General features: G+C 71.7%; 12 protein-coding genes and 1 pseudogene. 10 read left to right on the forward strand and 3 right to left on the reverse strand.

Annotated features, from left to right (window positions below):
• The first annotated feature begins 21 nt into the window (after positions 1-21).
• Complete coding sequence (locus ACFHVL_RS22630) at positions 22-663, forward strand: hypothetical protein (protein WP_416630432.1); 642 nt, start codon at positions 22-24, stop codon at positions 661-663.
• 41 nt (positions 664-704) lie between these two features.
• On the opposite strand, the gene ACFHVL_RS22635 is transcribed toward ACFHVL_RS22630, so the two are convergent.
• Positions 705-1,499 carry an AfsR/SARP family transcriptional regulator gene (locus ACFHVL_RS22635; protein ID WP_416630433.1) on the reverse strand — a complete coding sequence of 265 codons (795 nt, stop codon included), beginning with the start codon at positions 1,497-1,499 and terminating at the stop codon, positions 705-707.
• A gap of 341 nt (positions 1,500-1,840) precedes the next feature.
• Here ACFHVL_RS22635 and ACFHVL_RS22640 point away from each other — a divergent pair, with 341 nt between their 5' ends.
• From ACFHVL_RS22640 to ACFHVL_RS22675, 8 genes and pseudogenes are all read left to right on the forward strand, one after another.
• Positions 1,841-2,176 carry a TcmI family type II polyketide cyclase gene (locus tag ACFHVL_RS22640; protein ID WP_416630434.1) on the forward strand — a complete coding sequence of 112 codons (336 nt, stop codon included), beginning with the start codon at positions 1,841-1,843 and terminating at the stop codon, positions 2,174-2,176.
• On the forward strand, positions 2,173-3,933 hold the full coding sequence (locus ACFHVL_RS22645; RefSeq protein ID WP_416630435.1) for an acetyl-CoA carboxylase carboxyltransferase subunit alpha: 1,761 nt from the start codon (positions 2,173-2,175) through the stop codon (positions 3,931-3,933). Before ACFHVL_RS22640 ends, ACFHVL_RS22645 begins: the two co-directional genes overlap by 4 nt.
• A complete protein-coding gene (locus ACFHVL_RS22650; RefSeq protein WP_416630436.1) occupies positions 3,933-4,433 on the forward strand; it encodes an acetyl-CoA carboxylase biotin carboxyl carrier protein in 501 nt (166 codons plus the stop codon). The genes ACFHVL_RS22645 and ACFHVL_RS22650 overlap by 1 nt, the downstream gene beginning before the upstream one ends.
• Before the next feature lie 13 nt (positions 4,434-4,446).
• On the forward strand, positions 4,447-5,808 hold the full coding sequence (locus ACFHVL_RS22655; RefSeq protein ID WP_416630437.1) for an acetyl-CoA carboxylase biotin carboxylase subunit: 1,362 nt from the start codon (positions 4,447-4,449) through the stop codon (positions 5,806-5,808).
• A gap of 26 nt (positions 5,809-5,834) precedes the next feature.
• A complete protein-coding gene (locus tag ACFHVL_RS22660) occupies positions 5,835-6,662 on the forward strand; it encodes an SRPBCC family protein (RefSeq protein WP_416630438.1) in 828 nt (275 codons plus the stop codon).
• A pseudogene (locus ACFHVL_RS22665) lies at positions 6,659-7,030 on the forward strand (cupin domain-containing protein); the annotation flags it as partial. The gene ACFHVL_RS22660 and the pseudogene ACFHVL_RS22665, both read left to right, overlap by 4 nt.
• 113 nt (positions 7,031-7,143) lie before the next feature.
• Entirely contained in the window at positions 7,144-8,427 is a 1,284-nt protein-coding gene (locus ACFHVL_RS22670) for a beta-ketoacyl-[acyl-carrier-protein] synthase family protein (protein ID WP_416630439.1), read from the forward strand.
• Positions 8,428-8,498: 71 nt separating this feature from the next.
• Entirely contained in the window at positions 8,499-9,722 is a 1,224-nt protein-coding gene (locus tag ACFHVL_RS22675; RefSeq protein ID WP_416630470.1) for a beta-ketoacyl synthase N-terminal-like domain-containing protein, read from the forward strand.
• Positions 9,723-9,875: 153 nt separating this feature from the next.
• On the opposite strand, the gene ACFHVL_RS22680 is transcribed toward ACFHVL_RS22675, so the two are convergent.
• Entirely contained in the window at positions 9,876-10,517 is a 642-nt protein-coding gene (locus ACFHVL_RS22680; RefSeq protein WP_416630440.1) for a maleylpyruvate isomerase family mycothiol-dependent enzyme, read from the reverse strand.
• Between the two features lie 53 nt (positions 10,518-10,570).
• On the opposite strand from ACFHVL_RS22680, the gene ACFHVL_RS22685 reads away from it, so the two are divergent.
• Positions 10,571-11,305, forward strand: coding sequence for a winged helix-turn-helix transcriptional regulator (locus ACFHVL_RS22685; RefSeq protein ID WP_416630441.1), 735 nt, complete (start codon positions 10,571-10,573; stop codon positions 11,303-11,305).
• Between the two features lie 475 nt (positions 11,306-11,780).
• Here ACFHVL_RS22685 and ACFHVL_RS22690 read toward each other — a convergent pair whose 3' ends face one another.
• Positions 11,781-15,401 (reverse strand): MMPL family transporter, encoded by a 3,621-nt coding sequence (locus ACFHVL_RS22690; RefSeq protein WP_416630442.1) that lies wholly within the window; start codon positions 15,399-15,401, stop codon positions 11,781-11,783.
• Between the last annotated feature and the right edge of the window lie 47 nt (positions 15,402-15,448).

A 15,448-nucleotide genomic window follows, 5' to 3' on the forward strand; every position in this document is an offset into this window, starting at 1 on the left:
CGTGACCGGGAGGTGACGGAGATGGCCGATCGGCGGCCGGCAACGACCGTGACGGCCCTGCTCGACCAGCAGGGCCGTACCTTCAGCGCGGAGGCGGGCATCACGCTGGCCGACAAGCCGGCACCGCTGTACCAGCTCCTGGTGCTCGCGACGCTGCTGAGTACCCGGATCGCGGCGCGGATCGCGATCGACGCCGCGCGGGAACTCTTCGCCGCCGGCTACCGCACCCCGGCGGCGATGGCCGCGGCCAGCTGGCAGGACCGGGTGGACGCGCTGGGTCGCGGTCACTACCGGCGGTACGACGAGCGGACCGCCACCATGCTCGGTGACGGGGCCGAGTTGTGCCAACGCCGATGGGGCGGTGACCTGCGGCGGCTGCACGCCGAGGCCGGTGACGAGCCGACCGCGCTGCGCCGGCTCCTCACCGCGTACCCCGGGATCGGACCGACCGGCGCGGACATCTACCTGCGTGAGGTGCAGGCGGTCTGGCCCGGCCTGCGGCCGTACCTGGACAAGCGGGTGACCAGCGGCGCCGGCCGGATCGGGCTGCCCGGCTCGCCCGAGCGACTGGCCACGTTGGTCAGTGATCGCGACCTGCCGCGGTTCGCCGCCGCCCTGGTCCGGGTCTCCCTCGGCGCGCGGGTGGCCGAACCGCGGGGGTGACGACCGCACGACCCAGGCCGACGCGACCCAGCCGGCGGCGGTCACGCCGGACCGGATCGCACCGGGTCGGTGACCGGGTGGTGCCGGCGGGGGCGGGGACGCCCCGGGGCGTCGCGGATCGGCGTCAGGATGTCGCCCAGCAGCGCCGACATCGCCGGCGACGGCTCCAGCTGCAACTCCCGCAACACCAGATCCCGGTACGCGTAGAAGGTGTGCAACGCCTCGTAGGCGTTGCCCTCGGCGAGGTGGATCCGCACGATCAGCCGGTGCGGGGTCTCCCGCAACGGTTCGGCACCCACCGCCTCCAGGGCGGCCTGCAGCGCCTCGTCGTGCTGCCCGGCCTCCAGATAGGTCTGCGCGACGTGCTCCAGCATGTGCAGCCGCAACTGCCGCAGCCGTTCCCGCTCCAGCAGCACCCAGTCGTCGTACCAGCCGGGCAGCAGATCGTGCCGGGCGGCGGTGAGCACCACGTCGGCCAGCCGGGGATCGCCGCCGTCGCGGACCCGGGCCGCGGTGCGGACCAGATCGTCCACATCGACCTGGACCTGTGGATCGAGCCGGACGGTGTCCCCGGCGGTGCGCAGCGGGCAACTCGGCTCCTGGCGCAGCCGCCACAGCGCGGTACGCAGCGACGAAAGGGCACGCTCCTCGGCCGCGTCCGGCCAGAGCAGCCCGGCCAGATGTGCGCGGGTGGCACCGGGACGCAGCCCGATCAGCGCGAGGATCCGCTGGAGTCCACGAGGGACCGTTATTGACTCGTCCCGCCTGACCAGGCGGAATCCGCCGAGAAGTAGTAGTCGGACCGATGCTTCCGCGTTGCCTGCCTCTAACGTCACGGCGGAACCCCCTGCACGCGTCAGCCACCGGTCACTGCCCTGTCACCACGCCCTTGCGTCACCAAGATTATCAACCGTGATTACTCTCAGTCAATGACGCGCTCGACCGACCGGTCACCCCGACAGATACCCGACAACTAGCCTGAGCTGCTACTTCTTGCGAAACAAACGGGCATCACCGACAGTCGCGGTAACCCTCGGTGATCACGCGCTGTACCGGCCCGCCGTTACCTCGGCGTCAACGCCGAGCTCCGGCCCGAACAGCGCGACGCGACGCGACGGTGACGCCGCCGACGGCATCGTGGGCAGCGACCAAGGCACGACGCCGCTGGGAGGAAGCCATGGATCGGTCGCTGATCATCGCCAAGGTGGTCCCGGACGCGGAACAGCAGGTCGCGGAGATCTTCGCCGAGTCGGACTGCACCGACCTGCCCGGCCTGGCCGGGGTACGGCACCGGTCGCTGTACCGACTGCACGACCTGTACGTGCACCTGATCGAAACCGACCACACGGGGCCGCAGGCGGTCGCCGCCGCCCGGGAACATCCCGAGTTCGACCGGGTCAGCCGCCGGCTCGCCGCGTACATCAGCCCGTACCTGGCGACCTGGCGCTCCCCACGCGACGCGATGGCCCACCGGTTCTACCACTGGGACGCCTCCACCGGCCGACGGCCATGACCGCCACCGGCCCGGCCACCCGGGACCTGTGGCTGCGCTGCGCCGTCTGCCGCGCCCTGGTCTACCGGCGGCGGATGCGCCGCAACCTCGAGGTCTGCCCCGACTGTGGACATCACCGTCGACTCACCGCGCCGGCGCGCATCAGTCAGCTCGCCGACCCGGACAGCTTCGTCGACCTGGGTGAACCGGCCGCCGAGGTGGACCCGCTACGGTTCGTCGACTCCCTGCCGTACCCGCAGCGGCTCGCCCGGGCGCGGACCGCGACCGGCCTCGCGGAGGCCGTGGTGTGCGGCACCGCCCGCATCGGCGGACACCGCGCCGTCCTCGCCGTGATGGACTTCCGCTTCCTCGGCGGCAGCCTCGGTGCCGCCACCGGCGAGCTGATCACCCGGGCCGCCGAGCACGCGCTCGCCACCGCCAGCCCGCTGGTGCTGGTCACCGCTTCCGGTGGCGCCCGGATGCAGGAAGGTGCGCTGGCGCTGATGCAGCTGGCCACCATCAGCGGCGCGATCGCCGACCTGCGGGCCGCCGGCCTGCTCACCGTCAGCGTCATCACCGACCCGACGTACGGCGGCGTCGCCGCCTCGTTCGCCACCAACACCGACCTGGTGATCGCCGAAGCCGGCGCCCGGATGGGGTTCGCCGGCCCCCGGGTCATCCGCGAGACGATCCGCCAGGAGTTGCCCGCCGGTTTCCAGACCGCGGAGTTCCTGCTCCGGCACGGCCAGGTCGATCTGGTCGTCGAACGCCGCGACCTGCGGGCCCGGCTGCGCGCCCTGCTCGCGCTCGCCGTGGCCGGCCGGGTCGGAGCAGGTCCGGCGGCACCCACCGCCACCCATCCGACGGTCGTCGTGCCGGCCGCCCGCCAGGGCGAGACACCCGACGCCTGGCAGTGCGTACGCGCCGCACGCAACCTGGCCCGGCCGACCACGTCGGACTACGCGCACACCGTGTTCGACGGCTTCGTCGAACTGCACGGCGACCGGCTCGGTGCCGACTGCCCGGCGATCGTCACCGGCCTGGCCCGGCTCGGTGACCAGCCGGTCGTCGTGATCGGGCACCAGAAGGGGCACGACGCGCGGGAGATGCTGGCCCGAAACTTCGGCATGGCCGGCCCGGCCGGCTACCGCAAGGCGGTACGGATGATGCGACTGGCCGCCCGGCTCGGTCTCCCGGTGGTGACCCTGATCGACACTCCCGGCGCACACCCTGGAGTGGACGCCGAGGAGCAGGGCCAGGCCGCCGCGATCGCGACCTGTCTGCGCACCATGTCCCGACTACCGACGCCGGTGATCGCGGTCATCACCGGCGAGGGTGGCAGCGGTGGTGCCCTCGCGCTGGCGGTCGCCGACCGGGTGTTGATGCTGCAGAACGCCGTCTACTCGGTGATCAGCCCAGAAGGCTGCGCCGCGATCCTGTTCCACGACCGGGCCGCCGCACCGCGGGCCGCCGCCGCGCTGCGGCTCACCGCACCCGATCTGGTCCGCCTGGGCGTCGCCGACGGCATCGTCGGGGAACCGCCGGGCGGTGCCCACCGGGACCCGACCGGGGCCGGTGAACGGATCCGCGCCGCGCTGCTCGCCGCCTTGGCGGACCTGCTCACGCTGCCCACCGCCGAACTGCTCCGCCGACGTGCCCGCCGGTTCCGCCGCTACGCCGCCGGCCCAGCCGAGATCGGGGCCGGGGCCGGGGCAACGGATGTTCCCGTCGGCGGACCGGCCGACGACACCGACCGACCGATCCAGGTGAGGCGATGATGTCCGCAGCCGCCGCCAACGGAACCCCGGCCGGCCCGGAGCTGGCCAGTCAGCTACGCCGGCTCGCCGAACAGACCCGGGAGTTGGTCGGCGAGCTCGCCGGCCCGCTGCGGCGGGTGCAGGTCCGGCACGGGGAGACCGTGATCGAGATCGAGTGGCACGACCCGGCCGGCCGGACCGCCGTACCCGGGGAGCCGCCGACCGCCGGGGAGCCGCCGACCGCCGGGGCGGCTTCCGGTGGCGAAGTGCCGACGGCGCGAACACGCCGGCTGGTGTCGCCGATGGTCGGCACCTTCTACCGGGCGGCGGAGCCGGGCGGCAAACCGTTCGTCACCACCGGCGACGTGATCGAACCCGGGCAGGTGATCGGGATCGTCGAAGCGATGAAGCTGATGAACGAGATCACCGCCGACCAGCGCGGCGTGATCGAGGCAGTCCTCGTCGGCGACGGCGAACCGGTCGAGTTCGACCAGCCGCTGATCACGCTCGGTCCCGAATGAGGAGGCGAGCATCGTGTTCGAGAAGATCCTGATCGCCAACCGGGGCGAGATCGCGCTGCGGGTCGCCCGGGCCTGCCGGGAACTCGGCGTACGGACCGTCGCGGTCCACTCGACGGCGGACCGCGACTCGGCGGTGGTCCGGTTCGCCGACGAGTCCGTCCACATCGGCCCACCGGCGAGCCGGTCCAGCTACCTGAACGCGGCGGCGATCATCGAGGCGGCCCGCCGCACCGGCGCTGAGGCCGTCCACCCCGGCTACGGATTCCTTTCCGAGGACGCCGACTTCGCCGAGATCTGCGCCGAGAACGGGCTGGCCTTCATCGGCCCGCCGGCACAGGTGATGCTCGCCCTGGGCGACAAGGCCCAGGCTCGGGCGGTCCTCGGCGCGGCCGGGCTGCCGCTGCCGCCGGGCAGCCAGGAGCCGGTCACCAGTGCCGCACACGCCGCCGCCCTCGCCACCGAGATCGGCTACCCGGTGATCATCAAGGCGGCGGCCGGTGGCGGCGGCCGGGGCATGACCGTGGTCTCCGACGAACGGACCCTGGCCCAGGCGTACCACCGGACCCGTCAGACGGCCCGCGCGGTCTTCGGCGACGACCGGGTCTACCTGGAGCGCTATCTCCTCCAGGCCCGGCACGTCGAGGTCCAGGTGCTCTGCGACGGGCACGGCAACGGGATCCATCTGGGCACCCGGGACTGTTCCGTACAGCGCCGGCACCAGAAGCTCATCGAGGAAGGCCCGGCCCCCACCCTGCCGGCCGCCATGCTCGACGAGATGGCCGAGGTCGCGCTGCGCGGTGCCCTGGCGGTCGGCTACGTCGGCGTCGGCACCTTCGAGTTCCTCGTCGACGAACACGACCAGTTCCACTTCATCGAGATCAACTGCCGAATCCAGGTCGAACACCCGGTCACCGAGATGATCACCGGGGTGGACCTGGTCCAGGAACAGATCCACATCGCCTGCGGCACCCCGCTGCGGCTGCGCCAGCCGGAGATCCGGCCGCGTGGCGTCGCCATCGAGTGTCGGGTCAACGCCGAAGATCCGCGACGTGGCTTCGCTCCGACCCCGGGACGACTGGACCGGTTCGTCCCACCCGGTGGCCCCTTCACCCGGGTCGACACCCACGGCTATCCCGGATACGTCGTCGGCCCGCACTACGACTCGCTGCTGGCCAAGGTGGTGGTGTGGGCACCCGAGCGGGAGCTGGCACTCAACCGGATGGAACGCGCGCTCAGCGAGTTCGACATCGACGGGCCCGGAATGCGCACCACCATCCCGTTCCTGCGGCGGGTCCTCGACGACGCCGCGTTCCGCAAGGGACGGCTGTCGACCACCCTGGTCGACCGACTGCTCGACCAGCCGGTTCCTAAGTGACAAGTCGCCTCAACCAAGGAGCAACAATGAGCATCATCGATCAACACCGGTCGGTCACCTCCGCGGACATCACCGCCATCCTGGTCCGCAACTGTGGCCTGGACGCGGGCAGCGCCGCCGACGACCCGGCGGCGTCGCTCGCCGACCTCGGCATGGACTCGCTCGCCCTGCTGGAACTGCAGGCCGTGGTCGCCGACCGCTACCAGGTGCGGATCCCGACCGACAGCGCGGACCTGAGCATCGCCCAGGTCGCCGACCTGGTCGCCGCCGAACTCGGCCCGTCCGGTGCGGCCGTTGCCAGTCCGGCCGACGCGGCCGGCACAGCCGTCGCCAGTCCGACCGACGCGACCGGCACAGCACCGGTCGACGAGCCGGATCCACCCGGCCACACCGAGAACAGCGTGGTGATCGCCGCCGGCCTGGACCTGGTCTGGGACGTCACCAACGACGTCGGCCGCTGGACCGACCTGTTCACCGAGTACGAATCGGTGCAGATCATGCACCGGAGCGGAGACACCGTACGGTTCCGGCTGACCATGCACCCGGACGAGAACGGCATCGCCTGGAGCTGGGTCAGCGAACGCACCGCCGACCGGGAACGCCGCCGGGTGCTGGCGCAGCGGATCGAACCCGGGCCGTTCGAGTACATGCGGATCCGGTGGGACTACGCCGAAGTCCCCGAAGGCACCCGGATGACCTGGGTGCAGGACTTCTCGATGCGACCGACCGCGCCGATCGACAACGCCGGCATGACCGACCGGATCAACGCCAACAGCCGGATCCAACTGGACATCATCCGGGACCGGATCGAAACCCTGGCCCGCACCGCCGAGACCGCCGGAGGTCGGCAGTGAACGACCCACGACTCGTCGCCGCCCGCGACCTGACCGCCGACCGCCGCCGTGGCGGCGAACTGCGGGTGCTGCTCGGCCCGCGTACCGTCGGCAGCACGTCGGGCTTCCTCGGCATGGCGATCCTGCGCCCCGGCGAACGGATCGCCGAGCACTACCACCCGTACAGCGAGGAGTTCCTCTACGTCGCGCGCGGTGAGATCATCGTCGACCTGGACGACCTGCCGGTCGCGGTGCGTCGCGCCGAGGCGTTGTTCGTACCGATGAACACCCGCCACCGGCTGCGCAACGTCAGCAAAGGGCCGGCCGAAGTGGTGTTCCACCTCGGCCCGCTGGCACCGCGCCCCGAGCTCGGCCACGTCGACACCGAAGGCCCGGCCGTACTCGGCCCCGGACCGGACGCGCCAGACACCGACCGGCTCCCGGCGAACCGGCCGCAGCCGGCGCAGCGCCCCCGCACGACGGCACCCAACGGCAGCCGGCCGTGACGGCGCCCGGGTCGCCCCGGCGAACCGTCGTCACCGGCATCGGGGTCGTCGCCCCCGGCGGCGCGACCCGGGACAGCTTCTGGGCGACGATCACCGCCGGGCGCACCGCCACCCGCCGGATCACGTTCTTCGACCCGGCACCGTTCCGATCCCAGATCGCCGCCGAATGCGACTTCGACCCGGCCCGCGCCGGCCTCGGCCCCCGCGAACGACGACGCGCCGACCGGTACGTGCAGTTCGCGCTCGCCTGCTCGATCGAGGCGGTCGCCGACGCCGGGCTGCGGCTCGACGACGCCGGCCGGCAGCGGGCCGGTGTGGCGCTCGGCTCCGCGGTCGGCGGCACCATGGCCCTGGAGCAGGAGTACGTGGTGGCCAGCGACTCCGGCACGCACTGGCTGGTCGACCCGGACTGCACCACCCCGTACCTGTATCAGGCGCTGATCCCCAGCAGCCTCGCCGCCGACGTGGCCTGCCGGCACGGGCTGCACGGCCCCGCGCAGGTCATCTCGACCGGCTGCACCTCCGGGATCGACGCGATCGGCTACGCCCACCAGCTGATCGTCGACGGCGACGCCGACGTGATGCTCGCCGGCGCCGCCGACTCGCCGATCTCCCCGGTCACCGTCGCCTCGTTCGACGCGATCGGGGCCACCAGCCCGGACAACGACGACCCGGCGCATGCCAGCCGACCGTTCGACAACGACCGGCACGGGTTCGTCCTCGCCGAAGGCGCCGCCGTCCTGGTGCTGGAGGAGTTCGACCACGCCCGGCGGCGCGGCGCGCGGATCTACTGCGAGGTCGGCGGGTACGCCACCCGCAGCAACGGCTACCACATGACCGGCCTGCGGCCCGACGGAGCGGAGATGGCGCGGGCCATCGTCGAGGCGATGGACCAGGCCCGGCTCAACCCCGACGACGTGTCGTACGTCAGCGCACACGGTTCCGGGACCCGACAGAACGACCGGCACGAGACCGCCGCCTTCAAACGGGCGCTCGGCGACGCCGCGTACCGGGTGCCGATCAGCTCGATCAAGTCCATGGTCGGGCATTCGCTCGGCGCGATCGGCTCCATCGAAATGGCGGCCTGTGCGCTGGCCATGGCACACGGGACGGTCCCACCGACGGCGAACTGGCGCACCCGGGACCCGGAGTGCGACCTGGACTACGTCCCGAACACCGCCCGTGAGCTACCGGTCGACGTGGCGTTGTCGGTCGGCAGCGGCTTCGGCGGATTCCAGTCGGCGATGGTGTTCGCCCGCCCGGAGAGGACCCGACGTTGAGCGGCGACGGATCGAACAGCGGCGGGCGGACCGATGGCGGCGCACCACCGCATCCGGACCGCCGACGAGCGGTGGTCACCGGCATCGGAGTGGTGGCGCCCACCGGGATGGGTGCCGACGCGCACTGGAAGGCCACCCTGGCCGGGCAGGTACGCACCGGCCCGATCACCCTGTTCGACCCGACGCCGTACCCGGTCACCCTGGCCGGCGAGGTCACCGACTTCGACGCGCTGCAGTGGACCGACAACCGGCGGGCGGTGCAGACCGACCGGTGGACCCACCTCGGGTTCGCCGGCACCCGGCTGGCGTTGGCCGACGCCGGGTTGCCGGAGACCGCCGACGACCCCGACCGGTACGCGGTCGCGCTGGCCAGTTCGTCGGGGGGCAACCTGTTCGGGCAGCGGGAGCTGCAGCGGCTGTGGAGCCGACCGGGCCGCAGCGTCGGCGCGTACCAGTCGATCGCCTGGTTCTACGCCGCCAGCGTCGGCCAGCTCTCCATCGCCCACCAGTTCAAGGGGGCATGCGGGGTGCTGGTCGCCGAGGCGGCCGGCGGGCTGGACAGCCTGGCGCACGCCGCCCGGACCATCCGCCGAGGTGCCGACGTGGTGCTGGCCGGGGCCACCGAATGCGCGCTGAGCCCGTACGCACTGGCCTGCCAGCTGCGCAGCGGGCTGCTCAGCACCGGCACCGACCCGCAGACGGCGTACCTGCCGTTCGATGCGGACGCCGCCGGTTACCTGCCCGGCGAGGGTGGCGCGGTGCTGGTCGTCGAGGAGCTGGGACACGCGCTGGCCCGGGGCGCTCCGGTGATCTACGGCGAGGTCGCCGGCTGGGGCGCCACCCACGACGCCCGGCACACCGACCGACACGCCGGCGGTGACGTCGGTCAGTACGCGCGGGCGATCTGGCGGGCGTTGGAGGTCGCCGGGGTGGCACCGGCGCAGGTGGACGTCTGCCTGCCGGACGCGCTCGGGGTGCCGCGCTACGACCGGTCCGAGGCTCGGGCGTTGCACGCCGTCTTCGGCCCGGCGCAACCACCGGTGACCACGCCGAAGCCGCTGACCGGCCGGGCCCACCAGGGCAGCGCCGCGCTGGACGTGGCGACGGCGCTGCTGGCGCTGCGGCATCGGCTGCTGCCGCCGACCGCCGCACCGCGACGGCCGGCACCCGGCTGCGAGCTCGACTTCGTCCGTACGCCACGTGAGTGCGCGGGGCACGCCGCGCTGGTCGCCGCCCGTGGTTTCGACGGCTTCAACAGCGCCCTGGTGCTGCGCCGCGACCCGGACTGGCGCTGAACCCGGTTCGCCAGAACCACGGGCCCGGCGAACCCGGCAGCCATGCACGTCGGCGGCACGCCATAGGGACCGGACGGCCCTGTCGAGGTTGCCGTCGTCGGCCTCACCAAGGACCAGACAGAGCTCGTAGCAGATTCGGGTGGCGTGGCGGCTTCAGGAGGTAGTGCGTTCGGCGAGAGTCGCTGCGCCGGGGCCGGAGAGCTCATCGGGCTCAACGGGGCGACCGGATACCGCGAGCAGGAGGGCGAGGGCCGATCCGTGCACCAGCGGTCCGGTTCCACCGTCCACGGGTGCATCGGAGGCGATGAGCCGCAGACCACTCGCGCGCTCCCTACCGCCGCCGATCTTCACGGTCGTGCGAAGTTGGAATTCCAGCGCCGTCGCCACCTGGTCGGCCGGGTAGTCGCCGGTGAGCCCGACCGCCCGCCGGACGTCTTCTCCGTGGACGAAGGCCTCGACGAGGCGTGTGGCGATCGCCGCCGGCGGCGTTCTGGTGCAGGTCAGGACGGATCGCAGCGCGTCGAGAGTGTCCTTCGGGTCGTCGCACCGTTCGCGGACGAGACCGGCGGCGTTCTGGCGGTCGAAGTCGAAGCGGGCAGTCACCATGTGTCGGATGAAGCCGATCCTCGTGGTCTTCGCCGTGTCGACGAGGTGGGCCACGACGTCGTGCACGTCCCATTCACCGCAGGCGGTCGGAGCGTTCCACTGCTCTGGCGCGAGAGTCTCCAGGTCGCGGACAAGAGCCGCGCGTTCGCGGTGAACGGCAGTCCAAACATCGGTGCGTCGGGCATCCATGGCACTACTAAATCAGTAGTACACGCTACTAGCCAAGTAGTTACACTGGCTCGGTGGCGACACGAAGGACATATGGCTCGTACAACGACGGCTGCGCTTCCGCCCACGCGCTCGACCTGATCGGAGAGCGGTGGGCCCTCATCGTCGTGCGCGAGCTGTTGCTGGGGCCGAAGCGCTTCGTCGACATCCAGCGCGACATTCCAGGCATCGGCCCCGGAACGCTCTCACGCCGGCTCCAGGACCTGGAAGAGTCCGGCATCGTTGTACGGCGCACCCTGCCCCGCCCCGCCGACGTCACCGTCTACGACCTTACTGAGTGGGGATACGACCTCGAGGCTGTCAACACAGCCCTGTCACGGTGGGCCGTGCGCTCGCCGCGACTGCCGCTGGAGGCGGACATGAGCCCGGACACACTCGTCCTCGCCATGCGGGCACATGCGTCGCCGGCACCAGCAGGTGAGCCCGTCCGCCGCGTCGCGTTGACCCTGACGGACTCCCGCGCCGCCGGGCAAGAGCCGGTCGAGTACCTCGCGACAGTAGGCCCAGGCGGCACCACGGTGTCGAAGGAACCGATCCCCGACGACGTCGACGCGCGAGTCGAGGCAACGACCCTCGCGTGGAAGGCTCTGGTCATCGGTGGAGCTCCGATCGAGGGCGCCGAAGCGGTCGCCATCATCGGCGACTCCACAGCGGTCCGTGCCCTGCTCGACGCCACCCAGCTAGTGATCTCCCCAGGTGACAGCACGCCGTCCATCACGTCGGCCGCCCCTTGTCCCCCTTGTCCATAGCGGCAGGATCGCCGGCGGCGCCTCGCCCGGAGGTACGAAACTAGAGCTGCCGCCGCCTTCACCACGCCGTGTTCCAGTTTCGTTCGCCCCTCCCGGCCGCTGAGCACACAGATCCAGGAGCACCATGGGCGCACCCAGCCACATGGCACTTCCCGACGTCGTGGCGGCAGCGCCCGCTTCGACGAACGCGTCGGGCGCGGGGCGTTCGGCGAGCGCCTGTTCGGCGAGGGCGGTCAGCACGGCCTGCCCGCGGCAGTCCGAACGACTACCGCGGGCACTCACCCGCCAGGTTCTGACCCGACTCGACCGACCTGCAACCCTGGATCGATGGGCCAACCCGGGCTACCGGCTGGTCACGGTCATTTTCATGCGCTTCGGTCTGCGGATCACCGACGAGCGGTGGCTGGTACCGCGACCCGGGAGCGGCGCGATCGTGTCAGCCGGCGCTGACCCGATCGCGTGATCAGCACACGTCTCAGCAGAACCACCGGGCGATGCGCGGCGGCTGCCACTCGCCGGTCAGTACATCGTCGGTGGGTAGGTAGACCCGCATGTAGACGTGGAAGGCGCCGGTCGGGGCGGGCAGCCAGTTCGCCGTCCCGCCGGGTGGTGGAGTGGTGGACAGGAACAGGTCGAGTGATCCGTCCTGGTTCACCGTGAGAGCGGAACGATCGCTGAGGGCGTACCGGTTGAGCTCGTTGGGGACAAGAAAGTGGTTCTCGTCGTACATGGTCACCGACCAGAATCCGTCCGCGCTCGTCGGCGGGAGAGCTCCCGGCCGGAAGTGCAGCCGGTAGGAGCGTTCCCCACTGAGCGGCTGGCCGAGCGAGTCGGACAGGGAGAAATAGTACGTCGACTCGGCGGGCACGTTGGCGCCCAGGCCACCAGCGGCGATACTGGCTCGGAGCAGGTAGTCGGTGCCGTAGGTGCCGGCGCTGAGGCTCGACCGCCACGTCCGCCCGGCAGCGGGGAACGCGGCTTCCGCCTGGCCGGCTACGAGGTACGCCTGCCCGTCGGTCACCGCCGCCTCCAGGGTGGCAACGGTCTGCGGATCCCCTTGGCTCGGGATCCCGCCCGGCTCGACGCCGAGCGTGGCGAGACGAGCGAGTGCCGGCGCGTCGGCGGTCGGGGGTGGGTCAGCCGCGAGCGCGGCAGCCAGTTCGTCGAAGAAGGCGGCGCCGGCGTCGTAGGGGGTCTGTGGCCGTGGCAGGTTCGCGCAGTCGGGCGTAGGCAGCGCTGGCGGCGTGTCGGTGGCGGACGTTTCGAGGACGGCAAGCTGGTACCCGGCCATGACAGCCCTGGCGGCGGGCACGTCGTCGGGGTTCTTCACGAGCGTGCGGCCTAGCAGCCATACGTCCCAGGTGGGTGCGGACACCGACGTGACGCCGCTCGGAAGTTCACCGGACCATCCGGGCGGAACGATCGCGTACCTGCCGCCCGAAGCGCCCACGGTGCGGGTACCGATGTTGGTGAACACGTTGGTGTACAGGTCGAGGAACTGGAAGTTGTAGTACCGGTCGTCGATCGCCGGTACCGTCAGCACGACCGGCCCACGACGCAGGTCGAGCCATGCGATCGAGTAGAGGGTGTCGACGTTGGGTGCCACCACGTCACGGCTGGCGGGAGTGGCGAGCGTAGGCGAGTTCACCAGCGTGTTGACGTTCCCGATGGCGCACAGTTGGTTGGCCCGGGTGCGGGCGGCGACGACCGGAGCGTAACCGTAGAGGTAGGCGTCGATGCCAGGCGTCGTTGTCGACGCGGCAGCTTGGGCGCCTGGTGGCACCGCGAGGCACCCGACGAGCGCTGCGATCACGGTCACCGGCATGGCTGCAAAAAGGCGGTTACGCACGCGAATCCTTCTGATCGGTGCTGGCTGGCGGCGCTCGCGGTCTCGACGTCGTCCGCTCAGCTGCGGACCGCCGGTGCGGGTGAGGTCCACCTCGGTGGGGACAAGTTCCTCAACGGAGCCGGTGGCGTCCCCACCGGCCGGGCGGGCCAGTGCGACACCCTCCACGTCCATGGCGGGCAGCAGGCGGTCGAGGCGTTGCGGCAGTGTCCATGCGTGTGTGCCGAGCAGCCCGAGTGCGGCGGGGACCAGCGTCATTCGGACAAGGAAGGCGTCCAGGAGCACGCCGAGGGCCAGCGCGAAGGCGATCGGGCGGACCGTTGCCGTCCCGCTGACCACGAAGCTGGCGAAGACCCCGATCATGATCAGTGCGGCGGCCGCGACGACTCTGCCGGCGTGCCGTGCTCCCTCGCGTACCGCCTCCCTCGGCTCGCGGCCGTGGATGACCGCCTCGTGGATCCGGGAGACGAGGAAGACCTGGTAGTCCATTGCCAGACCGAACAGCACGGCCATCACGATGATCGGCATGAAGCTCACCAGCGAGCCGGTGGTGCCGTCGCTGAGGATGCCGCCGAACCAGCCCCACTGGAACAGTGCCACCGTGACGCCGAGGGTCGCGCCGAGGGTGAGTAGGTAGCCGACCGCGGCAATTAGGGGCACCAGCAGGGAGCGGAAGACCATCGTCAACAGCACCATCGACAGGCTGACGACGACCAGGGCGAACGGCAGGATCGCGGTAGACAGCCGGGCGGAGACGTCGACGCCGAGCGCGGTCGTCCCGCTGACCTGGATGGTTGCGCCGGTCGTGGCGGTGATGTCCGCGGCCTCGTGCCGGATCGTCTGCACCACGTCGGCGGTCGCCGGGTCGGCGGGTCCGGTCGCGGGGATCACCTGGATCAGGGCGTACCGGGCGTTGGTGGATATCCGCGGCGGCGCCACCGACGCCACACCGGGAATGTCGCTGAGACCTTCGGCGACGGCCGTGGCGGCCGTGTCTGGCTGGCTGGACCTGGAGAGGTCGGCGAGCACGAGGACCGGACCGTTGAGCCCGGGTCCGAACTCGTCGGAGACTGTGTCGTAGACCTGGCGCGCCTGGTCGCTGTTCGGCAGGCTCCCGTTGTCGGGCAGCGCCAGTCGCATGCCCGTCACCGGCACCGCCAGGAGGAGTAGCGCGCCGATCCCGGCGGCGAGGATGATGACGGGCCGGCGCAGCACGCCCCGCACCCAGCGCTCGGCGCCGGGGACCGCGCGGCCCTCGGCGACGGCCGTGGCCCGCCGGCTGTATCGCCCGCCCGGGCGCGGCGCCAGCCGCCGCCCGGCCACCGACAGTAGGGCCGGCAGCAACGTGATCGCCACCAGCACCGCGAGGAGCACGGTTGCCGCCGAGGACACTCCCATCACGGTGAGGAACGGCACCTGCGCCACGGCCAGGCCGAGGAGGGCGATGATCACGGTCGACCCGGCGAACACCACCGATGACCCAGCAGTGGCGGTGGCTCGGGCGACGGCCTGCGCGACGTCCGCCCCTGCGGCCAGTTCGGCGCGGTGGCGGGCGACCAGCAGCAGGGCGTAGTCGATACCGACCGCGAGCCCGAGCATGAGCGCGAGCGTCGGGGCGGTCGTGGAGATCGTGGTCAGGGTCGAGGCCACCCAGATACCGACCAGCCCGGCGGCGACGCCGACGAGCGCGGTGAGCAGGGGCAGCCCGGCGGCGACCACCGATCCGAGGGTGACCGCGAGGACGACGACCGCCAACAGGAGGCCGATCACCTCCGCCGCGTGCGAGGCGGAACTCGGCCCGCCGGAGAGGGCGTTGCCGCCGAGGAGCACGGTCAGCCCGGCCTGTTCGGCCGGGGCCATCGCGGCCCGGACGTCGTCGCCTGTCGAGTCGGGCAGTTCGCTCTTGAGTACGTCGAACTGCACGATGGCCAGCCCGGATCGGCCGTCGGCGCTGACCGTGCCCGGGGCCTGCGGCGGCGCGACGGACCGCACATGGTCGAGCTTGGACACCGCTGTCAGTGACCGTTGGACGGCTGCGTTGTAGGCCGGATCGCCAACCGTCCCGCCGTCGGGTGCCTCCAGCAGGATCTGCAGCGAGGTCCCGCCCGCACCGGGGAACTCCTCCTGCAGCACGTTCAGCGCCGCCTGGGACTCCGAACTGGGGATGGTGAACTCGTCGGTCAGGGCGCTCCCGCGCGCCGCCAGACCTCCCACGAGGGCCAGGAGCAGCAGCACCCAGCCTCCGATCACGATGAATCTCCGCCGGTGCGCGAACCGGCCTACGCGCTGCAACAACC

It is taken from the genome of Micromonospora sp. LOL_023, assembly GCF_048060115.1.
GTDB lineage: Bacteria > Actinomycetota > Actinomycetes > Mycobacteriales > Micromonosporaceae > Micromonospora_E.